Source organism: Pseudomonas sp. KK4 (genome assembly GCF_001984065.1).
GTDB lineage: Bacteria > Pseudomonadota > Gammaproteobacteria > Pseudomonadales > Pseudomonadaceae > Aquipseudomonas.
Window position 1 is genome coordinate 131,693 of record NZ_LYVP01000001.1, and the last position, 21,280, is coordinate 152,972.

Annotated in this window: 19 protein-coding genes; 11 read left to right on the forward strand and 8 right to left on the reverse strand. The window is 60.0% G+C overall.

Features of this window, described 5'->3' with window-relative positions:
* Positions 1 to 2: 2 nt before the first annotated feature.
* Positions 3 to 632 carry a LysE family translocator gene (locus tag B0W55_RS00595; RefSeq protein WP_077044127.1) on the reverse strand — a complete coding sequence of 210 codons (630 nt, stop codon included), beginning with the start codon at positions 630 to 632 and terminating at the stop codon, positions 3 to 5.
* A gap of 146 nt (positions 633 to 778) precedes the next feature.
* Between B0W55_RS00595 and B0W55_RS00600 the strand changes: the two genes are divergently transcribed.
* Positions 779 to 1,252: an Lrp/AsnC family transcriptional regulator gene (locus tag B0W55_RS00600; protein ID WP_077044128.1), complete on the forward strand. Its 474-nt coding sequence runs from the start codon at positions 779 to 781 to the stop codon at positions 1,250 to 1,252.
* A gap of 63 nt (positions 1,253 to 1,315) precedes the next feature.
* Here B0W55_RS00600 and lpdA read toward each other — a convergent pair whose 3' ends face one another.
* The gene (gene lpdA / locus B0W55_RS00605) at positions 1,316 to 2,716 is read right to left on the reverse strand and encodes a dihydrolipoyl dehydrogenase (protein ID WP_077044129.1); all 1,401 of its coding nucleotides are present in this window, start codon (positions 2,714 to 2,716) and stop codon (positions 1,316 to 1,318) included.
* Positions 2,717 to 2,932: 216 nt separating this feature from the next.
* On the opposite strand from lpdA, the gene hflK (B0W55_RS00610) reads away from it, so the two are divergent.
* From hflK (B0W55_RS00610) to cfaB, 5 genes are all read left to right on the forward strand, one after another.
* The gene (hflK, locus tag B0W55_RS00610) at positions 2,933 to 4,891 is read left to right on the forward strand and encodes a protease modulator HflK (RefSeq protein ID WP_077044130.1); all 1,959 of its coding nucleotides are present in this window, start codon (positions 2,933 to 2,935) and stop codon (positions 4,889 to 4,891) included.
* Positions 4,888 to 5,925 carry a protease modulator HflC gene (gene hflC, locus B0W55_RS00615; RefSeq protein ID WP_077044131.1) on the forward strand — a complete coding sequence of 346 codons (1,038 nt, stop codon included), beginning with the start codon at positions 4,888 to 4,890 and terminating at the stop codon, positions 5,923 to 5,925. Before hflK (B0W55_RS00610) ends, hflC begins: the two co-directional genes overlap by 4 nt.
* Positions 5,922 to 6,980 carry a protease modulator HflK gene (gene hflK / locus B0W55_RS00620; RefSeq protein WP_077044132.1) on the forward strand — a complete coding sequence of 353 codons (1,059 nt, stop codon included), beginning with the start codon at positions 5,922 to 5,924 and terminating at the stop codon, positions 6,978 to 6,980. The genes hflC and hflK (B0W55_RS00620) overlap by 4 nt, the downstream gene beginning before the upstream one ends.
* Positions 6,977 to 8,875 carry a cation-translocating P-type ATPase gene (locus B0W55_RS00625; protein WP_077044133.1) on the forward strand — a complete coding sequence of 633 codons (1,899 nt, stop codon included), beginning with the start codon at positions 6,977 to 6,979 and terminating at the stop codon, positions 8,873 to 8,875. The genes hflK (B0W55_RS00620) and B0W55_RS00625 overlap by 4 nt, the downstream gene beginning before the upstream one ends.
* A 196-nt stretch (positions 8,876 to 9,071) precedes the next feature.
* A complete protein-coding gene (gene cfaB, locus B0W55_RS00630) occupies positions 9,072 to 10,259 on the forward strand; it encodes a C17 cyclopropane fatty acid synthase CfaB (RefSeq protein WP_077044134.1) in 1,188 nt (395 codons plus the stop codon).
* Between the two features lie 6 nt (positions 10,260 to 10,265).
* Here the strand turns inward: cfaB and cls are convergent, their stop codons facing one another.
* Positions 10,266 to 11,705: a cardiolipin synthase gene (gene cls / locus B0W55_RS00635; RefSeq protein ID WP_077044135.1), complete on the reverse strand. Its 1,440-nt coding sequence runs from the start codon at positions 11,703 to 11,705 to the stop codon at positions 10,266 to 10,268.
* Positions 11,706 to 11,837: 132 nt separating this feature from the next.
* Here cls and B0W55_RS00640 point away from each other — a divergent pair, with 132 nt between their 5' ends.
* Positions 11,838 to 12,359: a DUF3617 domain-containing protein gene (locus B0W55_RS00640; protein WP_077044136.1), complete on the forward strand. Its 522-nt coding sequence runs from the start codon at positions 11,838 to 11,840 to the stop codon at positions 12,357 to 12,359.
* A gap of 518 nt (positions 12,360 to 12,877) precedes the next feature.
* On the forward strand, positions 12,878 to 14,083 hold the full coding sequence (gene zigA / locus B0W55_RS00645) for a zinc metallochaperone GTPase ZigA (protein WP_077044137.1): 1,206 nt from the start codon (positions 12,878 to 12,880) through the stop codon (positions 14,081 to 14,083).
* A gap of 13 nt (positions 14,084 to 14,096) precedes the next feature.
* Here the strand turns inward: zigA and B0W55_RS00650 are convergent, their stop codons facing one another.
* Positions 14,097 to 14,453, reverse strand: a complete 357-nt coding sequence (locus B0W55_RS00650; protein ID WP_077044138.1) for an NADH:ubiquinone oxidoreductase — start codon at positions 14,451 to 14,453, stop codon at positions 14,097 to 14,099.
* Positions 14,454 to 14,479: 26 nt separating this feature from the next.
* On the opposite strand from B0W55_RS00650, the gene B0W55_RS00655 reads away from it, so the two are divergent.
* Positions 14,480 to 15,451: a GTP-binding protein gene (locus B0W55_RS00655; RefSeq protein WP_077044139.1), complete on the forward strand. Its 972-nt coding sequence runs from the start codon at positions 14,480 to 14,482 to the stop codon at positions 15,449 to 15,451.
* Positions 15,452 to 15,579: 128 nt separating this feature from the next.
* On the opposite strand, the gene B0W55_RS00660 is transcribed toward B0W55_RS00655, so the two are convergent.
* Complete coding sequence (locus tag B0W55_RS00660; protein ID WP_077044140.1) at positions 15,580 to 15,993, reverse strand: DUF3301 domain-containing protein; 414 nt, start codon at positions 15,991 to 15,993, stop codon at positions 15,580 to 15,582.
* Between the two features lie 119 nt (positions 15,994 to 16,112).
* Between B0W55_RS00660 and pdxY the strand changes: the two genes are divergently transcribed.
* Positions 16,113 to 16,985: a pyridoxal kinase PdxY gene (gene pdxY, locus B0W55_RS00665; RefSeq protein ID WP_077044141.1), complete on the forward strand. Its 873-nt coding sequence runs from the start codon at positions 16,113 to 16,115 to the stop codon at positions 16,983 to 16,985.
* Between the two features lie 146 nt (positions 16,986 to 17,131).
* Here the strand turns inward: pdxY and B0W55_RS00670 are convergent, their stop codons facing one another.
* Complete coding sequence (locus B0W55_RS00670; protein WP_077044142.1) at positions 17,132 to 17,614, reverse strand: acyl-CoA thioesterase; 483 nt, start codon at positions 17,612 to 17,614, stop codon at positions 17,132 to 17,134.
* 285 nt (positions 17,615 to 17,899) lie between these two features.
* Here B0W55_RS00670 and B0W55_RS00675 point away from each other — a divergent pair, with 285 nt between their 5' ends.
* Entirely contained in the window at positions 17,900 to 19,663 is a 1,764-nt protein-coding gene (locus B0W55_RS00675; protein WP_077044143.1) for a cation:proton antiporter, read from the forward strand.
* Between the two features lie 21 nt (positions 19,664 to 19,684).
* Here B0W55_RS00675 and B0W55_RS00680 read toward each other — a convergent pair whose 3' ends face one another.
* Positions 19,685 to 20,092: an SMI1/KNR4 family protein gene (locus tag B0W55_RS00680; RefSeq protein ID WP_014720555.1), complete on the reverse strand. Its 408-nt coding sequence runs from the start codon at positions 20,090 to 20,092 to the stop codon at positions 19,685 to 19,687.
* Between the two features lie 136 nt (positions 20,093 to 20,228).
* Positions 20,229 to 21,107 carry a Tim44 domain-containing protein gene (locus tag B0W55_RS00685; protein WP_077044144.1) on the reverse strand — a complete coding sequence of 293 codons (879 nt, stop codon included), beginning with the start codon at positions 21,105 to 21,107 and terminating at the stop codon, positions 20,229 to 20,231.
* Positions 21,108 to 21,280: the final 173 nt, after the last annotated feature.

Below are 21,280 nucleotides of genomic sequence, written 5' to 3' on the forward strand. Positions count from 1 at the left end.
GTTCAGGCTTGCTGAACGAAGGTCAGTCGTATTGCAAAGCCAATCAGCAGGCTGCCAAACAACCATTGCTGCATACGTTGGGCTGACGGACTGCGTTGCAGCCATCGGCCGAGCACGGTGCCGAGCAGGGCGTAAGCGCTGTCGAACAGAAAGCCTATGGCGACCAGGACCACGCCCAACAGGGCGAATTGCGCGAGCACCGGGCCCGCGTGTGGGTCAACGAATTGCGGCAGTAGCACCGAGCAGAAGAGCAGGGCCTTGGGATTGAGCAGGTTGGTCAGCAAACCACGCTGGATCGCCTGTCGATACTGCGGTGCTTCGCCGGTTGCGTTGGGGTCATTCACTGTTGGCATCAATGTCGTGCGCAGGCATTGAATGCCAATCCACAACAGGTAAACAGCGCCTGCCAGACGGACCACATCGAATGTCCAGGGTGCGGCCTTGAACAGTGCCGCCAGTCCCAATGCCGCCAATGCCACGTGACAGCCTCGGGCTATGGCCAACCCCACCGCTGTGGCCAGCGCGGCAACTTTGCCTTCACGAGCACCGGTCTGCAACAACAGGATCATGTCCGGCCCCGGTAACAGGAAAACCACCGCCAGCGCCATGAAAAACAGCCAGAACTCCGCCATCTCTAACCCCTTTTAGTCGTCGAATCAGTAGGCCCAGTCTAGGGCTTGGGGGCGGAGCAAGTGCTTGCGTACTTCGCTTCAAATAAGCGTGGTATTGGCATAATCTGCCGATCCATGCCAATCAAACCATCAGGATCTGCCAAACCATGAAACTCGATGCCTACGACCGCAAGATACTTGCCGCGCTGCAGAGGGACGGTCGCTTGAGCAACGTGCAGTTGGCGGACGAGATTGGCCTGTCGGCATCGCCCTGCCTGCGCAGGGTGCGGATGCTGGAGGAGGCCGGGGTGATTCGAGGCTACCAGGCCAATCTGGATCGCGATGAAGTGGGGCTTGGCTTGACGGTGTTTGTCGGCGTGAAGGTCGAGCGGCATAACGACGAACAAGCCGAAGCCTTTCGCCTGGCCGTCACGGCATTGCCGGAGGTGATTTCGGCATTCCTGGTGTCAGGGGAGTCGGATTTCCTGTTGCAAGTGGTGGTGCCGGACTTACGTGCCTATGATCGGTTTCTGACCGGGCGGTTGCTCAAGTTGCCGGGTGTCAGCGATATCCGCAGCAACTTTGCGATTCATACGGTGAAGTCGCCTGGGGCTCTGCCGTTGGAGCATTTGCCGATCTGAAGAGACCGCAGCCTTCGGCGCGCTTCTGCAGGCGTTGCCCTGGGCTGCGATCCTTTGATCTGGCTACATCTGCGTCGCCATCCCCTCCACATTCATCGCCGCCTGACGCAACGCCTCGGAGCGTGTCGGGTGTGGATGGCAGGTCAGGGCGATGTCCTCGGCCGAGGCGCTGAACTCCATGGCCACGCAGTACTCGCCAATCATTTCACTGACGCTCGGCCCCACCAAGTGGACGCCGAGGATTTCATCGGTGCGCTCATCGGCCAGCACTTTGGCGAAGCCTTCTGTTTCGTGGTTGATCTTCGCTCGGCTGTTGGCGGTGAAGGGGAATTTGCCGACCTTGTAGGCGCGCCCTTCGGCCTTCAGTTGTTCCTCGGTCTTGCCCACGCTGGCCAGTTCGGGTTTGGTGTAGATCACGTTGGGAATCAGCGCGTAGTTCACTTCACCGGCCTTGCCGACGATCTGCTCGACGCAGGCCATGGCTTCGTCTTCGGCCTTGTGCGCGAGCATTGGCCCGGACGTCACGTCGCCGATCACCCAGACGCCGGCGGCTTCGGTGCGATGGCCCTTGTTGGCGAGCATGCCGCGTTTATCGGTGGCGAGGCCGACATTCTCCAGCCCCAGCCCTTGGGTGTACGGCCGGCGCCCGATGGCCACCAGCACATAGTCGGCCTCGAGTGTCTCGGCGGTGCCTCCGGCCGCAGGTTCGATGGTCAGCTGTACACCGCTGTCGCTGGTGGTTGCACGGGTCACTTTCGAACTCAACTTGAAACTGATGCCTTGCTTGGTCAAAGAACGTTGCAGGGTTTTGCCCGCTTCGCCATCCACGCCGGGGCAAATTCTGTCCAGGAATTCGACGACGGTCACCTGAGCACCCAGGCGCCGCCACACTGAGCCAAGCTCCAGACCGATCACGCCAGCGCCGATCACCACCAGATGCTTGGGCACTTGTTCCAGCGACAGCGCACCGGTTGAGTCGAGGATGCGCTGGTTATCGATGTCCACACCGGGCAGGGGAGTGGGTTCCGAGCCGGTGGCAATGATGATGTCCTTGGCGCTCAGTTCGGTTTTAACACCGGCGTTGTCCGTCACCGTGATCTTGCCCGGCCCGTCGATGTGGCCCCAGCCCTTGATCCAGTCGACTTTGTTCTTGCGGAACAGAAACTCGATGCCCTTGGTCAGCCCGGCCACGCTCTCATCTTTCTGTTTCATCATTTGCGCGAGATTGAGGGTGGGTTTGACCTCGATGCCCAGGTTGGCGAATTCCGTACCCATGGCGGCATCGTAAAGCTCCGAGGCATGCAGCAGTGCCTTGGACGGCATGCAACCAACGTTCAGGCAGGTACCACCCAGGGTGGCGCGTCCTTCCACGCAGGCGGCTTTCAACCCCAGTTGCCCGGCGCGGATGGCTGCGTTGTAGCCGCCGGGACCACCACCGAGTATCACGACGTCATAAGTGCTCATGGATCTGCTCCTGGAGGGAAAGGGATCGAGAAAGGAGTAAACGTAGTCTTTGGAAAAAATTACGAACGTAATATGTGCGCAATCGCGCCTTTCGGTCAAGGCTTCAGCCAAGCGACAGGTTCAGGGTTTTTAGATAGCTGAGTGAGTACAAATATTTCACCGCTTTCGTTATATCGTAACGAACTGTTATGAGAACCAAGCCGGCACTGGAGTGGTATGCAAGTTGATCTAGAAATGGAAGGGACGCAGGTAGCCGAGCTGCCGCGCTTTCAGCAGGCGCTTTTCCAGGCGCGTCGCTTGCGTAAGCTCGCGATGGGTTGCGCTGTGCTGGTGACGATGGGGCTGGTGCTGGGTTTCTTCACCGGCCTGTTTGCACCGCAATCCCTTTGGCCAGCGCTGCTGTTCAATCAAAGCGCCGCGATGCTGGTCCTGATGGCGGGCCTGCAATCGGCGTGGTGGGTCAGTCGATGGCGTGCGCAAGCGATGGGCCCCGCACAGCTGCCGCAGGCTTTACAAGAGCGCGAGGCGCCGGTGGGATGGTATGACCGGCTGCTCGATCGGATGTCGCAGCGTTGGCTGCACCTGCTCAGGCAGATCGGTGCGCCGACCCTGTGGCTCGGTGGTTGGGCATTGCTGGCGCTGCTGTGCGTGCAAGCGTTGTGGAACCTGGCGTTGCCATCCACCCCGTTGGGTTCGTCGGCCACGGTCGGCGCGGCGCTGGCGTTGTTGCTGGCGTTTGGTTTGCTGGTGCTGGAGCGTCAACTGGCCCAGGAAAACCCGGCTCAGTGGCCCGAAGCGCAAGCGCTGGCGCAATGGGTGCGGGTGCCGATCATCAGCCTGGTGTTGGGCGCGCTGTGTCTTTTTTTCGGTAGCGAAACGGCGGTGTGGCCGGTTCGGCTGGCTGTATTGATCGGTCTGCTGCCGGCGCTGGTTGCAGCGGAGTTATTGCTGCGCGCCGGGTTGTCGCTGTTCAGTCCCCGTCGCGAACAGCTTGAGCCCAGGTTACTGGCGCGCAGTTTCGTTGCCGACATGCTGCGCTGGCCTCCGCAGCCGTTGTTGGCGTTGCAGCACGAGGTGCACACCCGATTCGGCATCGACTTGCGGCAAATCTGGGCCTTCACCTACATACGTCGCGCTTTTCTTCCGGTGCTGGCGGTGGTGGTGTTCGCAGCTTGGTTGCTGACCGGCATTCACGAAATACCGCTGCAGGGGCGGGGCATCTACGAGCGGTTCGGCAAACCGGTGGCAGTGATCGGTCCCGGTCTGCACGCCGGTCTGCCTTGGCCGCTGGGCCGGGTGCTGAATGTTGAAAACGGCGTGGTGCATGAGTTGGCCACCAGCGTGGGCGAGACATCGATTGCCACTCAGGCAGATCCTGCCGAGGGCCCTGCGCCGATAACGGCCAATCGCTTGTGGGACGCCAGCCATGTGAACGACAAGTCCCAAGTGATCGCCAGTAGCCGTGGCGACAAACAGAGCTTTCAGATCGTCAACATGGACGTACGCTTCGTCTATCGCGTCGGCTTGAGCGATCAGGCTGCGCTGGCAGCCACCTATAACAGCGCCGATGTCCCGACTCTGGTGCGCAGCATCGCCAGTCGCATCCTGGTCCACGATTTTGCCTCACGAACGCTGGACGGTTTGCTCGGTGAGGACCGCGAAGGGCTTGCCGAAGACATCGGCCGTGCGGTGCAAGCGGATCTGCAGAAGCTCGACAGTGGCGTGGAAATCCTCGCCACGGTGGTCGAGGCGATTCACCCACCAGCCGGCGCTGCCAACGCCTATCACAGTGTGCAAGCGGCGCAGATTGCTGCTCAGGCATTGATCGCCCGAGAGCGTGGCGCCGCCGCCGAAGCCACCAACCAGGCGCAATTGCAGGCGAGCGTCGCCCACGATCAGGCCACCGCCCGCGCCCATGAAATCAACGCGACTGCGCAAACCGCCGACCGCAAGTTCAGTGCCGAGCAAAAGGCCTACGCCAATGCGGGCCAGGCTTTCGTGCTGGAGCAGTACCTCAGCCAACTTTCCCAAGGGTTGGCCAATGCCAGATTGCTGGTACTCGATCATCGTCTCGGCGGCGACAGCAATGCGCCAACCATCGACCTGCGAACTTTCACGCTGCCGGGTGACCCCGCGCCGTCGCGTAAAACCGCTCAGCCAGGAGCCTCAAATTGAGCCATGCGCACACGCCAGACCATGGTCACGATCACACCGATCATGGTCATGCAGGGCATCATCATCACGGTCATCATCACCATCATGGCGCTCCAGAGCAGGCCGGCCCTTTTCCATGGCGACGCATGGGGTGGGCCGCGTTGCTGGTGGCGTTTGCCATTGCCGCTGCGTGCCTGGTGCAGGTGAGGTCCGGGGAAGCCACGGTCATCACGCGTTTCGGCAACCCTGCGCGAGTGTTGTTGGACCCGGGCCTGGGCTGGCGTTGGCCAGCGCCATTCGAATCAGCCATTGCGGTGGATCTGCGACTGCGTACTACCTCCAGCGGTTTGCAGGACGTGGGCACGCGGGACGGATTGCGCATCATTATTCAGGCCTACGTGGCCTGGCAGGTGCAGGGTGATCCGGACAATGTGCAGCGCTTCATGCGCGCGGTGCAGAATCAGCCTGACGAAGCCGCGCGGCAGATTCGGACCTTCGTCGGTTCGGCACTGGAAACCACGGCCAGCAGTTTCGACCTGGCCAATCTGGTCAACACCGATGCCAGTCAGGTGCACATCGCCGAGTTCGAAGCGCAACTGCGCCGGCAGATTGACCAGCAGTTGCTCACCACTTATGGCGTGCGCGTGCTGCAAGTGGGGATCGAGCGTTTGACGTTGCCGTCGGTCACGCTGACCGCCACGGTTGATCGCATGCGCGCCGAGCGAGAAACCATTGCCACCGAACGCACCGCCATCGGCAAGCGCGAAGCGGCGCAAATTCGCTCAGCCGCCGAACGTGATGCGCGAATCGTGCAAGCGGATGCATCAGTGAAAGCAGCCGACATCGAAGCGCAATCCCGGGTGGAAGCGGCGCAAATCTATGGCCGCGCTTACGCCGGTTCGCCGCAGCTTTATAACTTGCTGCGCTCACTCGATACACTGGGAACCGTGGTGACCCCAGGGACAAAACTGATTCTGCGTACCGACGCCGCGCCATTTCGCGTACTGGTTGACGGGCCGCCGAGCCTCGATAGCCAATCCGGATCGCAGCCATGAGTTTGGTTCCACGTGGAACACATGAGTTGAGCAGCCCCTGGATTCAGGCAGGTCGCCTGGCATTTCTTACTTTGTACGCGGCAACAGTATTGGCCGCATTGGCATGGACGTTTTCCAATGTGCGGCAGATCGATCCGCAGGATCGTGCAGTGGTATTGCACTTTGGTGCGCTGGATCGTATCCAGAATGCCGGGTTGTTGTGGGCTTGGCCGCGCCCCATCGAACAGGTCATCTTGTTGCCGGCAGCGGATCGGGTGGTTGAACGGAGAGTCGATAATCTGCTGCGCAGTGATGCCGCTTTGCAAGCTGATCGCGTTGCCAGTTTCGCCACACCGATCAGCGACGCCCTGGCGGGATCCGGTTATCTGCTGACCGGTGATGCCGGGGTGGTGCAACTGGATGTGCGTGTGTTCTATAAAGTCACCGATCCCTATGCCTTTGTGTTGCAAGGTGAACACGTGTTGCCGGCGCTGGACCGACTCGTGACTCGAAGCACTGTGGCGCTGACCGCAGCGCGGGATCTGGACACCATCCTGGTGGCGCGACCTGAGCTGGTGGGCGCTGACAATCAGGCCGCTGAGCGACGTGAACGACTGCGTGGCGATCTGGTGCGGGGCATCAATCAGCGGCTGGCAGAGCTCTCTGCGACCGGGCAGGGGCTGGGCATCGAAGTGGCGCGGGTGGATGTGCAATCGAGTTTGCCGGGGCCTGCGGTCAATGCCTTCAACGCGGTGCTGACAGCCAGCCAGCAAGCCGACAAAGCCGTGGCCAATGCACGAACCGACGCCGAAAAACTGACCCAGAGCGCTAACGAACAGGCCGATCACACACTTCAAGTCGCCCACGCCCAGGCCAGTGAACGGCTGGCCAGGGCCTCCGCCGACACCGCCACGGTGTTGAGCCTGGCAAAGGCTCGGCAACAAGGCACCGACCCGCAGATGCTGCTGCGAATCTACCGCGAGCGGATACCGAAAATTCTCGGCCAGGCGGGATCCGTGACCACGGTCGACCCCAAAGACGATTCCCGCCTGATCATTCAGGGAGCTGCCCAATGACTGCGCAAACCGCCGCTGCACCGAGCCTCTTGTCCTCGGCCGAACAACGCAGCGCTGCCCGCCAATTGACCCTGGCCATGCTCGCCCTCGGGTTGCTGGCGCTGGGTTTGATCTGGCGCTGGTTGGCACCTGAGCAGACCGGTGTCAGCCAGTTATTGCTGGGGTTCGCTTCGCTGCTGGTGGCCGTGCCGGTGATGCGGTCGGCGTGGTACAGCCTGCGTTATCCGAGCTTGCACGGCATCACCGATCAGTTGATCGCCCTGGCCATGCTCGGTGCCTGGGCCACCGGTGATCTGCTCACGGCGGCCTTGCTGCCAATCATCATGATTTTCGGCCACGTCCTGGAGGAGCGCAGCGTGATCGGTTCGCAGGAGGCCATTGATGCCTTGGGCAAACTGACGCGCAGTCATGCGCGCAAGGTTCAGGCGGATGGGTCGATTGTCGAAGTCGACAACGGCACCCTAAAGACAGGGGATCGGGTGGAGGTGCGCGCTGGCGATCGGGTGCCGGCGGATGGGCGGGTATTGTCCGGTCAGGCCAGTCTCGACACGGCTTCCATCACCGGCGAATCGGTACCGGTAGAGGCCGGCGTCGGCATGTCGGTGTTCGGCGGGGCGATCAATCTCGACGGCCTGTTGCACATCGAAGTGACCCGCACCGGCCGCGAGTCGACCCTGGGCAAAGTCATTGCCCTGATGCAGAACGCCGAGCGTTCCAAACCACCGATCACGCGATTGCTGGAGCGTTATGCGGGCAGCTATATGGTGCTGGTATTGCTGCTGGCCGCGGTGACCTGGTTCGTCACCAACAACGCTCAGGCCATGCTCGCGGTGCTGGTGGCGGCGTGTCCTTGCGCGTTGGTGCTATCGGCGCCGGCCACGGCAATCGCCGGGGTAGCGGTGGCCGCCAGGCACGGGATTCTGATTCGCAGTTCGGCGTTTCTCGAAGAACTGGCCGACCTCACGTCTCTGGTGGTCGACAAGACCGGCACACTGACTTACGGCACCTTGCGGCTGCAGTCCATCGACAGCCCGGCGGAGGCTACCCCGACAATCCTGGCGCTCGCTGCCAGCCTCGGTTCCGCCAGCAGTCACCCGGTTAGCCGGGCACTGGCCGGACTGGTGGAACAGGACCGCTTCTTTTCACTGACCGACATTCATGAGCGACAGGGTCTGGGTGTGGTAGCCATGACTGACCAGGGTGAGGCTGCGCTCGGCCGACCGGAGTTGTTCAATCAGTTGGGCATCCGGGCCTTGGCCGTTCCCGACCACGACGGTCCGATTGCCGGCCTGGCCCTCAATGGGCAATTCCTTGCCTGGCTGTTGCTGGCTGACAGCGTGAAACCCGAAGCCCGGTACGCCTTGGACGAGTTGCGGGAGCTCGGGCTGGGCCGGCAACTGTTGCTCACCGGTGACCGCCAGAGTGTCGCGCATGCGCTTGCCGGGGAGGTGGGTATCAGCGATGTCCAGGCGCAAGCCTTGCCTGAGGACAAGCTCAACCGTGTGCTGAAAGAAATCGGTCATGGTTTTCGACCTATGGTGGTGGGCGATGGCATCAACGATTCGCTGGCCCTGAAGGCCGGTGTCGTGGGCGTGGCCATGGGGGCGGGCGGTGCGGATATCGCATTGGCCTCGGCGGACATCGTGTTGATCGGCAGCGACCTGCGTCGCCTCGGAACCTGTGTTCGCCTGAGTCGTCAGTGCCGCAAAACCTTGCAGGTCAACGTGATCATTGGCCTGGGCTGGACACTGGCCATCGTGGCCTTCGCTGCGTTCGGCTGGCTGGGTGCCGCTGGCGCGATGATTGCGGCGGTACTGCACAACCTCAGCACTTTGTTGGTGTTGGGTAATGCAGGACGCTTACTCCGTTTCCAGGAGCCACTGCTGAAACTGTAGGAGCGAGCAGGCTCGCTCCTACATAGGGGAATTCAGAGATTCATAGAACTGTAGAGAGATATCGCAGTCATCTAGGGAGATAGCAGTCATTTATGTGATTTTCTTCGGATAGAAATCCGCTATCAAATCGATAGGCAGCTATTTTTCCAGGATGGTCTAACCTCTCAGCAGACGTCTGAAACAAGGGGGATAATCCATGCTCGCGCAACTTCCACCGGCCTTACAGAACCTGCAGTTACCGCTACGCCTGCGACTCTGGGATGGCCATGAGTTCAATCTGGGGCCGACGCCCAGCGTCACGATTGTGGTCAAGGACCCACAAATGGTTACCCAGTTCACCCATCCCAGTCTCGACGCGCTAGGAGCGGCGTTTGTCGAAGGCAAGCTGGAGCTGGAAGGTTCCATCAGCGATGTGATTCGCGTCTGCGATGAGTTAAGTCAGGCACTGGTGGAAGATGACGATAGCGCAACACCGGTGCGCACGGTCCATGACAAAGAAACCGACGCCAAAGCGATTTCGTACCACTACGACCTTTCCAATGCCTTCTATCAACTGTGGCTCGACAGCGACATGGCCTATTCATGTGCGTATTTCGAGACCGGAAGCGAAACCCTCGAGCAGGCCCAGCAAGCCAAATTCCGACATCTGTGCCGTAAGTTGCGCCTGCAGCCGGGCGACTACTTGCTGGACGTAGGTTGCGGCTGGGGTGGTTTGGCGCGGTATGCGGCCCGGGAGTTCGGCGCGAAAGTATTCGGCATTACCCTGAGTAAGGAACAACTGGCCCTGGCCCGCGAGCGGGTCAAGGAAGAAGGCCTGGAAGACCTCGTCGAACTGCAATTGCTCGATTATCGCGATCTGCCTCAGGACGGGCGATTCGATAAGGTCGTCAGCGTCGGCATGTTCGAACACGTCGGCCACGCCAACCTGGCGCAGTACTGCAAAACCCTGTTTGGCGCTGTGAAAGAAGGCGGACTGGTGATGAACCATGGCATCACCGCCAAACACACCGATGGACGTCCCGTGGGTCGCGGAGCGGGTGACTTCATCGAAAAATATGTATTCCCCAATGGTGAGTTGCCCCACCTGTCGATGATTTCCGCCGAGATCAGCGAGGCTGGGTTGGAGATTGTCGACGTCGAAAGCCTGCGCCTGCATTACGCACGAACTCTGGATCACTGGAGCGAACGCTTGGAAGACAACCTTGAGGCGGCCGCCAAACAAGTGCCAGACCAAGCGTTGCGGATCTGGCGCTTGTACCTGGCGGGTTGTGCCTACGCGTTCGCCAAGGGCTGGATCAACTTGCATCAAATCCTTGCGGTGAAGGCGCACCCCGATGGCAGCCATGAACTGCCATGGACCAGGGACGATATCTACAACCCCTAGAACGCGTTAGAGAATCGGTGAAATAAGCCGGGCGATCCGCATGCCCACTTTTTGCAGGCGGTGGGTCTCCCGGCTTTCTTCCTTGGCTATTTCGTGGGCCTGTGCGAAGTCGTCGTTGAGCATGTGTTCCACCTTGGCGGCGAACACGCTGTCGACGGTCAGGAGCATCACTTCAAAATTCAGCCGGAACGAACGGTTGTCCATGTTGGCGCTGCCGATTGCGCTGATTTCACTGTCGATCAATACCACTTTCTGATGCAGGAAACCGGGTTCGTACCGGAATACGCGCACGCCTGCGCGCACGGCTTCGAAGGCGTAGAGGCTGGAGGCGGCGTAAACGATTTTGTGGTCGGGGCGCGATGGCAGCAGGATCCGCACATCGACCCCGCGCAGCACGGCCAGACGCAGGGCGGCGAACACCGCTTCGTCGGGGATGAAATAGGGGGTGGTGATCCACACGCGCTCGGTCGCTGCGTGGATGGCCTCGACGAAGAACAGCGAGCAGGTCTCGTAAGGGTCTGCCGGGCCGCTGGCGAGCATTTGGCACAGCACACCATCGTCCGGGTACACCTCCGGAAGGATGAGCGGCGGCAGTGAACGGGCCACCCAGAACCAATCTTCGGCGAAGGACTCCTGCATGCAGGCCACCACGGGACCGCGCACCTGCACGTGGGTGTCGCGCCACGGCGCCAGGGGCGGTTTCTCGCCCATGTATTCGTCGCCGACATTGTGCCCGCCGACGAAGCCGACCATGCCGTCGACCACCACGATCTTGCGGTGGTTTCGGAAGTTGACCTGGAAGCGGTTGAGCCAGCCACTGCGGGTCGCGAAGGCTTTGACCTGAACGCCGCCATCGCGCAACGACTGTACATAGCCGTGGGGCAGGGAATGGCTGCCGATGCGGTCGTAGAGCAGGTGAATCACCACGCCTTCGGCGGCTTTCTTAAGCAGCAGTTGGTGCAGACGCTGGCCGAGGCGATCGTCGTGGATGATGAAAAACTGGATCAGCACCGCTTCTCGTGCCTGGCTGATGGCGTTGAAGATCGCATCGAACGTGGCACGGCCGTTGATCAGCAGTTGTACTTCGTTATTGGCCAGGCAGGGCATGCGCCCCAGCTTCGGCATTGCCCGTAGCGAGGCGTAAGCGTTGGAGGCGCGGGCGGTGAGTGCCTCCTCGACCCAGGGGCGCCAGTTGAGCTCTGAGACGGCTTTGCGCATCTGTTCGTTGGCCTGACGACGAGCCTTGATGTAACCGTCGAAAGTACTGCGGCCGAAGACCAGGTAGGGAATGAGGGTCAAGTAGGGCATGAAGACCAATGACAGCGCCCAGGCGATGGAGCCTTGGGCGGTTCGAACGGTCAACACGGCATGGATCGCTGCGATCGTACCCAGGGTGTGCAGCAATGCGATGGTGTAACCGAAAATGTGTGGTCCAAAATAATCCATGGGGGCAGCCTTGCTCCTGAAGATTCAGTGCTTAACAGACCATGTTCCGGGCAGAATGTCGCTAATTAATTGACCCATGAACCGAAGCCCGTGGCCGGCGTCTAACGGCCACTATCGATCAGGAGTGACATGATGAAAGTTCGTCTGCTGGGTTTGGCCATTACGCTGGGGTTGGCGCTTCCTGTGGCAGCTCAAGCGCAAATGCTTCAGCCAGGTTTATGGGAATTGACCACCAGCAACATGAAGGTCGACGACCAGAACCTGCCGGATCTGCAACTGATCCTGGGTCAGATACAAAGCCAGATGACCCCGCAACAGCGTGCTCAGCTTGAAAAACAGGGCATCACAATGGGGGGCAAGGGGATTCGTGCGTGTCTGACGCCTGAGCAGGTCAAGAGTGATGATATTCCACTGACCGATCCACAATCGGGCTGCAAGCAGGAGATCACCGATCGCACCGGTAATCAGTGGAAATTCCGATTCAGCTGCCCGAAAGCGCAGGGAGCAGGTGTCGCCACCTTTCTCAGTGACCGTGAGTTCACCACCAAGGTCAATGGCACCTTCAATGCCACGGGCATTCAGCAGAAAGGCAGCCTGGAGAGTCGCGCCGTATGGTTGGGACAGGATTGCGGTACCGTCAAGCCAAGGGCTTAACTTAAAATACCGCGGGCTAGCCGTGCTCCCACTCGCATACGGTAGGGATGGCTTTGCCCGCGATAGCGTTTGCCGGAACGCTATCAAACCTCAGGCGGACGCACACACGCACACGCCACCTCCAACCAATCCTTTCCTGATTCCTTTCAACGCTCCCTCGGGCGCCGACGATTGCGTCATCGTTCAGTCTCCGAATCATCCATTCCCCCTGTTCTAGCAAATTTCGACGACTGCATCATGGGCGTGCAGGCTTTCCATGTGCTCGCTTGAGTGTGAGGGAACAAACAACTTCGGTTGTTAGTTCCACGTGGAACATCGCGTTTTCAAATGGGCATCAACCCTGAGCGAGTACTTCCAAGCGTATGGCTTGTGGTGAGGAGGGTGCGGCGCTGGGCGGAATCCGGGCGTTCATGAGCAGTTCCATCGCGCTACCGATTTGGATGTTATACTATAACCTAAACGGCGCTGCTCATTTAATGAACAGCTATCTGTTTTCGGATAACTGTGAGGAACCTCTGATGTCATATCGCCTTCCCGTTACGGTCCTGTCGGGCTTTCTTGGCGCAGGAAAAAGTACACTTCTAAATTACATATTACGTAATCGTAATGGACTGCGCGTTGCTGTAATCGTCAATGATATAAGTGAAATCAACATCGACGGCAGCGAGGTACAGCGTGATGTCAGCCTCAGTAGGGGGGAAGAAAAACTCGTCGAGATGAGCAATGGTTGCATCTGCTGCACCCTGCGCGAAGACCTGCTGGAGGAAGTGAGCATGCTTGCCCGGGACGGGCGTTTTGACTATCTGCTGATCGAATCCACCGGTATTTCCGAGCCGTTGCCCGTGGCAGAAACATTCACCTTTCGCGATCAAAACGGTCAGAGTCTCAGCGATATCGCCCGCCTCGATACCCTGGTGACTGTGGTCGATGGCGTAAATTTCCTGGCCGATTATCAGGCTGCCGAGAGCCTGGCTTCCCGTGGTGAAACCCTGGGCGAAGAGGACGAGCGCGCCATCACCGATCTGTTGATCGAGCAGATCGAGTTCGCCGACGTCATTCTGATCAGCAAGGTCGACCTGATCAGCAGCCACGAACGGCAGGAGCTGATGGCGATCCTGGCACGACTCAATTCGCAGGCGCACATCATCCCGATGCTCATGGGTGAAGTGCCGCTGGAGACGGTCCTCAATACCGGCCGGTTCAACTTCGAGAAAGCGGCGCAGGCCCCTGGGTGGTTGCAGGAGCTGCGCGGCGCACATGTACCGGAAACCCTGGAGTACGGTATAGCCTCGAGCGCCTATCGCGCGCGTCGGCCGTTCCATCCGCAGCGTTTTTTCAATTTCATCGACCGTCCCTGGCCCAATGGCAGGCTGCTGCGCTCCAAGGGCTTTTTCTGGCTGGCGAGCAAGTACATGGAGGCCGGCAGTTGGTCTCAGGCCGGTGGCTTGATGCGTTATGGTCATGCCGGGCGCTGGTGGCGGTTTGTGCCCAAGGATCAGTGGCCGCAGGACGAGGAAAGCACCGCGGCCATCATTAAGAACTGGGCCGTGGACGGCGGTGATTGCCGACAGGAGCTGGTGTTCATTGGTCAGGACATGGATTTTGTGCAGCTCACATCCGAGCTCGACGATTGCCTGCTGACCGACGACGAGATGGCGATGGGCGAACAAGCCTGGCAATCGCTGCCGGACCCTTTCGGTCCATGGTTCGATGAGGCGGCCTGAACCAACGACCGCGTCAGGGCGTGAGCCAGGTTCCCTGGCTCTGAGCCTGGCAAAATGGCTTCAGATACGCCGCATCCGTGGCCACGCCGTAATAGTGAATATCCTGTCGATAAGGCATATTGGCGACTTGGGCGTTGCTGCACACGCCGAACGCTCCCTCGGGGCATTGGTCGACGTATTGCACCTCGACTTTCTGCCCGGCCAGGGTCGGCTGGCAGAAACCGTCGGCGAACAGTTTTTCCGGGATATTGCGGTTCTGCTGGCAGACTTTCACGTCGAGCCGTTCCGCCTGGCTGTGGACCACGCAGGCTTGGGCCAGGGCCTCGCCGCACGTCAACGTCAGCAGTAACGACCATGCTGTCCACTGCATCCTTACCTCCTCAGAAGCCTTTTATCATGTTGCAGAACATTCCCACCCACGTCATCGCCGGCCCTTTGGGGGCGGGCAAGACCAGCCTGATCAAGCACCTGTTGGCGCAACGCCCTGATGACGAGCGCTGGGCGGTACTGATCAATGAGTTCGGCCAGATTGGTCTGGACGCTGCGCTCTTGACCCAGGATGCTGATGGTATCGCACTGGGGGAAGTGGCCGGAGGCTGTCTGTGTTGCGTCAATGGCGCGCCGTTTCAGATCGGCCTGGGCCGATTGCTGCGCAAGGCGCGGCCTGATCGATTGTTCATCGAACCTTCAGGCTTGGGGCACCCTGCGCAATTGCTCAGGCAGTTGAGTGAGGCACCCTGGCAAGGTGTACTGAGTGTACAGCCAAGTGTACTGATACTGGACGCTCAGGCGCTCGCGTTGGGCAAGGTGTTGCCGCCGGCGCAACAGGATGCATTGAGTGCTGCCGGATTGCTGGTAATGAACAAATCGGAAAACCTGGATGAGGCCGATCGCCGGCGCCTTGCTGCACAAATGCCGTCGCGGCCGCTGTACTGGACGCAACAGGCGCAGATGCCATTGAGCGAATTGCCCGGTCTGACGGCGAAAGCAGTGGCGGGTGTGGATAACCTTGCAGCACCCAGAGGATTGGCCCAGCTGCCGGCTATCTGGACGGATCCAGCGTTGCCGATTTGTTTAAGCCATGAACAGGACGGTGGCTGGAGCATCGGATGGCGTTGGCACCCGAGCCAGACATTCGACGCATCACTTGTCGATCAATGGCTTGCCGGCCTCGGATGGCGGAGGGCCAAACTGGTCATCCACAGTACCGATGGCTGGGTGTCGGTCAATGCCGTGGATAACTCGGTGCGGCAATGGCAACCGAGTGAATGGCGGCAGGATTCGCGGGTTGAACTGATTTTCAGTGAGCCGCAGGAGGCTGATTGGCTGAACGCGGGTTTGGCCCGATGCAGGCTTCAGGCTGGTTAAGAGATTGATGTGGCGCTTTGCTGGGCCCCTTCGCGAGCAAGCCCGCTCCCACAGTTGGGGCTGTGTTCGCAGTTCCAAGTGTGGGAGCGGGCTTGCTCGCGAAGGGATCTAACGGGCAGCAAGGCGCGTCATGGCCGCCACTTGCTGTGCTCCTGCCGCCAATGGCTCAGTTCGACCACATTGCCGCCGGGCTTGACGACATCGACCACGGGCGGGGTGTCGTCGAAGGGAACCGGGTAGGGTGCCAGTTCGATCTGCGCACTGTGGGCGCCGAACTGAGTGATGGTGCCGTTATGCCGGGTCTCGCCGGTCACGGTGAATTCGAAGTTATATACCCGCGCCAGACGTCGCCGGCCACGTCCATCCTTGATGAAGGCGATTTTTTTCAACGCCACGTTGCCATCCAGCAACTCGATGCCCAGGTTGCTGCAATGCTGTTTGACCCGCTCCAGCGCACGTTCGCGCAAGCCGTGGTTGTGCCACAGCCAGGCACCAGCGGTGGCGAACAGCATCAGCACGAAAATATTTCCAAGGGTCAGCATCAACAGGGTGCTCCAACAAGATAGTGTCAGCTTAACTGCGTCGCCGGTCTGTCGTACAGGCAGCTTTTCGTCGCATACTGCGCCGCTCGAATTTCATTCGTTTTACGGAAAATCACCGCATGAAACGTACGCCCCATCTGCTCGCTATCCAGTCCCACGTGGTGTTCGGTCACGCGGGCAACAGTGCCGCGGTATTTCCGATGCAGCGGGTCGGGGTGAATGTCTGGCCCCTCAACACCGTGCAGTTCTCCAACCACACCCAATATGGCCAGTGGACCGGTGAAGTGTTGGCGCCGCATCAGATCCCCGACCTGGTGGAGGGCATCGCGGCAATCGGCGAACTGGGCAATTGCGACGCGGTGCTGTCGGGCTACCTCGGCAGCGCCGCTCAGGGCCGGGCCATTCTCACGGGGGTGGAGCGGATCAAGTCGATGAACCCCAAGGCACTGTACTTGTGCGACCCGGTGATGGGCCATCCGGAGAAGGGGTGCAGCGTGCCTGCCGAAGTCAGCGATTTTCTGCTGGAGGAGGCCGCCGCCGTGGCCGACTTCATGTGCCCGAATCAACTGGAGCTCGACAGCTTCTCGGGACGCAAACCGCAATCGTTGTTCGATTGCCTGGCGATGGCCAGGGCCCTGCTGGTGCGCGGACCCAAAGCGGTGCTGGTCAAGCATCTGGACTACCCTGGCAAAAACCAGGACGTGTTCGAGATGCTGCTGGTGACGGCTGAAGGCAGCTGGCATCTGCAGCGACCGCTGCTGGCGTTTCCGCGACAGCCGGTAGGTGTGGGTGACCTGACTTCCGGGCTGTTTCTGGCGCGCGTACTGCTGGGCGATAGTCTGGTGGCGGCTTTCGAATTCGCCGCATCGGCGGTGCATGAGGTATTGCTGGAAACCCAGGCCTGCGCCAGCTATGAGCTGGAACTGGTGCGGGCCCAGGACCGGATTGCTCATCCGCGGGTACGGTTCGAGGCGACGTCGATCAGTCTTTGATTGTGCGTTGACCCCATTCGCGAGCAAGCCCGCTCCCACACTGAATACGGTCGGACACGCATGTTGTGTACGACAGGATCCATTGTGGGAGCGGGCTTGCTCGCGAAGACTATTTAAAAAGCACCATCACACTATCTGACAGAGCCTCAGGCATCGCCCTTGATTTCCTGATAGCGCTTTTCCAGTTCCTGACGAACCTGACGACGTTGCTGTGCCTGGACGAAACGACGTTTGTCTTCGCTGTTTTGCGGTTGCAGTGGCGGCACCGGGGCGGGTTTGCGCTGGTCATCTACCGCCACCATGGTGAAGAAGCAACTGTTGGTATGGCGCACCGAGCGCTCACGAATGTTCTCGGTCACCACCTTGATGCCCACCTCCATCGAAGTGTTCCCGGTGTAGTTGACGGACGCCAGGAAGGTCACCAGTTCACCGACATGGATCGGCTCACGGAAAATCACCTGGTCCACCGAGAGGGTCACCACGTAGCGGCCGGCGTAACGGCTCGCACAGGCGTAAGCAACTTCGTCGAGGTATTTGAGCAAGGTACCGCCGTGAACATTGCCAGAGAAGTTGGCCATGTCGGGGGTCATCAATACCGTCATCGACAGCTGGGCGTTTCCGGGTTCCATAGCGCTCTCACGGGTCAGGGCAAGGTTTGAAGGACGCACCTCTGCGGGTGCCTCGGTGGTTTTTGCAAACCAACAGTTATCGGGACGCCGGGCGGCGAGTCGCCGTCACGCCGGATCGATCTGTTTCCATATATTGCACCGCCTTTCAGCCGGAAGTCGCGGTGTTACCCTGCAAAAGCGCTCTTTAGGGGGCAATTCCTACGCGGAAGGCGGATTTTTCACTTTGCTTGAGCGGACGCTTCCTACGTCTGACGCTTGAGCTATGTCACCAGGGAGCCCCACATCATGCATGCCATCAGTTTTATTCAGGACCTGGCAGTGATCATGTTGGTCGCAGGCGTGGTGACCGTGCTTTTCCATCGGCTCAAGCAACCCGTGGTGCTGGGCTACATCGTGGCCGGTTTCATCATTGGCCCGCACACCCCGCCGTTCGGTCTGATTCACGACGAAGAGACCATCAAGACCCTGGCGGAGCTCGGGGTGATCTTTCTGATGTTCTGTCTGGGCCTGGAATTCAGCCTGCGCAAGCTGTTCAAGGTGGGCGCCACGGCGTTTATCGCGGCGTTTCTGGAAATCGTCCTGATGATCTGGATCGGCTATGAAATCGGCCGCTGGTTCGACTGGAACACCATGGATTCGCTGTTTCTGGGCGCGATCCTGGCGATCTCCTCGACCACCATCATCGTCAAGGCACTCAACGATCTGAAAATGAAAAACCAGCGCTTTGCCCAGCTGATTTTCGGTGTGCTGATCGTCGAAGACATTCTGGGCATCGGCATCATCGCCTTGCTCTCGAGTATCGCGGTCAGTGGCACGGTCAGCTCGGGCGAGGTGTTTTCCACCGTCGGCAAGCTTTCGCTGTTCATGATCGTCGCGCTGGTGATCGGCATTTTGCTGGTACCGCGCTTGCTGGCTTACGTGGCCAAATTCGAAAGCAACGAAATGCTGTTGATCACCGTGCTGGGCCTGTGTTTCGGCTTCTGCCTGCTGGTGGTCAAGCTGGAATACAGCATGGTGCTCGGCGCGTTCCTGATCGGCGCGATCATGGCCGAATCCCGGCAATTGCTGAAAATCGAGCGCCTGATCGAGCCGGTTCGCGACTTGTTCAGTGCCATATTCTTCGTGGCGATCGGGCTGATGCTCGACCCGATGATCCTGCTGCAGTATGCCTGGCCGATCGCCGTGATCACGGTCGCGGTGGTGCTGGGCAAGATGTTGTCCTGCGGTCTCGGCGCCTTTATCGCGGGCAATGACGGACGCACGTCGCTGCGGGTGGGGATGGGGCTTTCACAGATCGGCGAGTTTTCTTTCATCATTGCGGCGCTGGGCATGACCCTGCAGGTCACCAGTAACTTCCTGTACCCGGTGGCGGTGGCGGTATCGGTGATCACCACCTTGTTGACGCCCTATCTGATCCGCGCGGCCGATCCGTTGTCCATCAAGCTCGCCGCGGTCATGCCACAACGACTGGGTCGAGTGCTGGGGATGTATGGCGAATGGTTGCGCAGCATCCAGCCCCAGGGCGAGGGCGCGCTGCTGGCGTCGATGATTCGGCGGATTCTGTTGCAGGTGGGCGTCAATCTGGCGTTGGTGATCGCTATCTTTTTCGCCGGGGCGTACTTCGCCGAGCGCATCTCGACCAATTTGCAGGACTGGATCAGCGACCCGAGCTGGCAAAAGGCGCTGATCTGGGGAGGCGCGCTGCTGGTGTCGCTGCCGTTTTTGATTGCCGCTTATCGCAAGCTCAAGGCGTTGTCGATGTTGCTGGCGGAAATGGGGGTGAAACCGGAGATGGCCGGGCGCCACACGCAGCGGGTGCGTCGGGTGATCTCCGAGGTGATCCCGATCATTTCGCTGCTGGTGATTTTCCTGCTGTTGGCAGCCTTGTCGGCCAGTATTTTGCCGACCAACAAGTTGCTGATGCTGATCGCCGTGGTGGCGGCGGCCGTGGCTGCGCTGCTGTGGCGCTGGTTTATCCGTGTGCACACGCGCATGCAGGTGGCCTTGCTCGATACCCTGGATAACCACAAGGATTCGCCAGGGCACTGAGCCCATGTGGCGTGCGCTGACTCAGCTTTCCAGCCAGACGTCCCGCGCCCAGTGCCATACCGATTCCCAGGTTTCTTCGGTCACCAGCTCTTCTTCGGCGGACCACAGTACCACCGTGCCGTCTTCTTCAACGCAGTAGTAGTCGTCACCGTCCTGGCAGATCGGGATCAGGCTGCGGTCGACACCGGCGTCCCAGGCATTGGCGGCTACATCCGGCAGGTAGGTATGGGATTGTGGATCGGTGACGGTCACCGGTTCCAGGCTGCCGTAGACCACGTCGCTGACAGTCAGCAGAAATTCTCTGAATACGAATGGGATGTCGATGAACAGTTGTTCTTCGATTTCGACCAGCAGATCTTCGTCGGGCAACTCCAAGGGGACCGGTACCGGTTCGTTGGCTTCACGCAGTTGTTCGATGATTTCTTCCACGTCCGGGATCCTCTTGCTTGTGTGGCGCGGTTTATATGGGGCGGTTTATACAGTAGCTCGCTATAGATGCAACCGCGAAATAGAAAACCCCGGCAAGCCGGGGTTTTTATTACAGCGTGAAAAGCGCGGGGGGATATCAGCCGTTCTGACGGATACCTGCCACCAGCCAAGGCTGGTTCTCGCCCTGGGCACGTTCCATGTTCCAGCTTTCGCTGAACACTTCGCCCTGATCGAAACGCGAAGTCTTCGACACGCCGCTGAAGGTCAGGGTGGCGATGGTCTTGTCGGCGCGATCATCCACACCGTCCAGCTGCACATTGAGGTTATCGATGTAGGTGGACTGGAAACCATCACCGAGGTCGGCACGTTCGCGCTTGAGGAACTCCAGCATTTGTGGGGTCACGAACTCGGAGATCTTGTCCATCTCGTTCGCGTCCCAGTGCTGCTGCAGGGACTGGAAGTGGTTGCGGGCCGCTTCGACGAAGTTCTTTTCATTGAACCAGGCCGGCGCATTGATCACCGGACGGGCGGCAACAGGTGCTGACGAACCACCGAAGATCGACCCCATGGCTGGCTTCTGCTCAAAGGCTTCACGCTGCATTGGCGCGTGACCGGCCGGAGCGTACTGCTCCTGCTGCTTGCGACGACGTGCGGCGATGAAGCGGAAGACCAGGAACGCGATGACCGCCATGATCAGGATGTCGAAGATCTGCATGCCCTGGAAGCCGTCGCCCATGAACATGGAGGCCAGCAGGCCACCGGCCGCGATACCGGCCAGGGGGCCGAGCCAGCGCGAAGCACCGCCGGCCTTGGCGGCGGCGCCAGCGGCACCGGCAGCACCAGCGGTCGCCGCAGCGCCGCCCATGCCTGGAGAAGAAGGCGCCATCTGGCTGGTCTGGTGAGTCGGCGCAGCGCCTGCGCTTTTGCCACCACCGAAGCGCTTGGCGGCATTGACGTCGAGACTCATCGTCAGGCCGATGCACAACGCCATGGCGATGCTAAGAAAACGTTTCATAAAGGGAATTCCCGTTTGTGGAAGGCACGCGCGCCATGTTGCACAGCTGAAGTGTTACTGGCTAGCGGCAGAGTGTTTCGGGCTTTTGCCTGACAGGTCGGGTTCAGCTTCAGTCAGTGCAATAAGGCTTGTTCGATTGGGGCTGTAGGATAAGTGGATAAGTTGTGTAGGAA

Coding starts and splice junctions, on each gene's coding strand:
- cls (WP_077044135.1), bottom strand. CDS start 11,705: ATGGATTATTTTGGACCACACATTTTCGGTTACACCATCGCATTGCTG.
- B0W55_RS00650 (WP_077044138.1), bottom strand. CDS start 14,453: ATGCAGTGGACAGCATGGTCGTTACTGCTGACGTTGACGTGCGGCGAG.
- B0W55_RS00655 (WP_077044139.1), top strand. CDS start 14,480: ATGTTGCAGAACATTCCCACCCACGTCATCGCCGGCCCTTTGGGGGCG.
- B0W55_RS00670 (WP_077044142.1), bottom strand. CDS start 17,614: ATGGAACCCGGAAACGCCCAGCTGTCGATGACGGTATTGATGACCCCC.
- lpdA (WP_077044129.1), bottom strand. CDS start 2,716: ATGAGCACTTATGACGTCGTGATACTCGGTGGTGGTCCCGGCGGCTAC.
- B0W55_RS00685 (WP_077044144.1), bottom strand. CDS start 21,107: ATGAAACGTTTTCTTAGCATCGCCATGGCGTTGTGCATCGGCCTGACG.
- hflK (WP_077044130.1), top strand. CDS start 2,933: ATGCAAGTTGATCTAGAAATGGAAGGGACGCAGGTAGCCGAGCTGCCG.
- hflK (WP_077044132.1), top strand. CDS start 5,922: ATGAGTTTGGTTCCACGTGGAACACATGAGTTGAGCAGCCCCTGGATT.
- B0W55_RS00625 (WP_077044133.1), top strand. CDS start 6,977: ATGACTGCGCAAACCGCCGCTGCACCGAGCCTCTTGTCCTCGGCCGAA.
- B0W55_RS00595 (WP_077044127.1), bottom strand. CDS start 632: ATGGCGGAGTTCTGGCTGTTTTTCATGGCGCTGGCGGTGGTTTTCCTG.
- pdxY (WP_077044141.1), top strand. CDS start 16,113: ATGAAACGTACGCCCCATCTGCTCGCTATCCAGTCCCACGTGGTGTTC.
- B0W55_RS00640 (WP_077044136.1), top strand. CDS start 11,838: ATGAAAGTTCGTCTGCTGGGTTTGGCCATTACGCTGGGGTTGGCGCTT.
- zigA (WP_077044137.1), top strand. CDS start 12,878: ATGTCATATCGCCTTCCCGTTACGGTCCTGTCGGGCTTTCTTGGCGCA.
- cfaB (WP_077044134.1), top strand. CDS start 9,072: ATGCTCGCGCAACTTCCACCGGCCTTACAGAACCTGCAGTTACCGCTA.
- B0W55_RS00660 (WP_077044140.1), bottom strand. CDS start 15,993: ATGCTGACCCTTGGAAATATTTTCGTGCTGATGCTGTTCGCCACCGCT.
- B0W55_RS00675 (WP_077044143.1), top strand. CDS start 17,900: ATGCATGCCATCAGTTTTATTCAGGACCTGGCAGTGATCATGTTGGTC.
- B0W55_RS00600 (WP_077044128.1), top strand. CDS start 779: ATGAAACTCGATGCCTACGACCGCAAGATACTTGCCGCGCTGCAGAGG.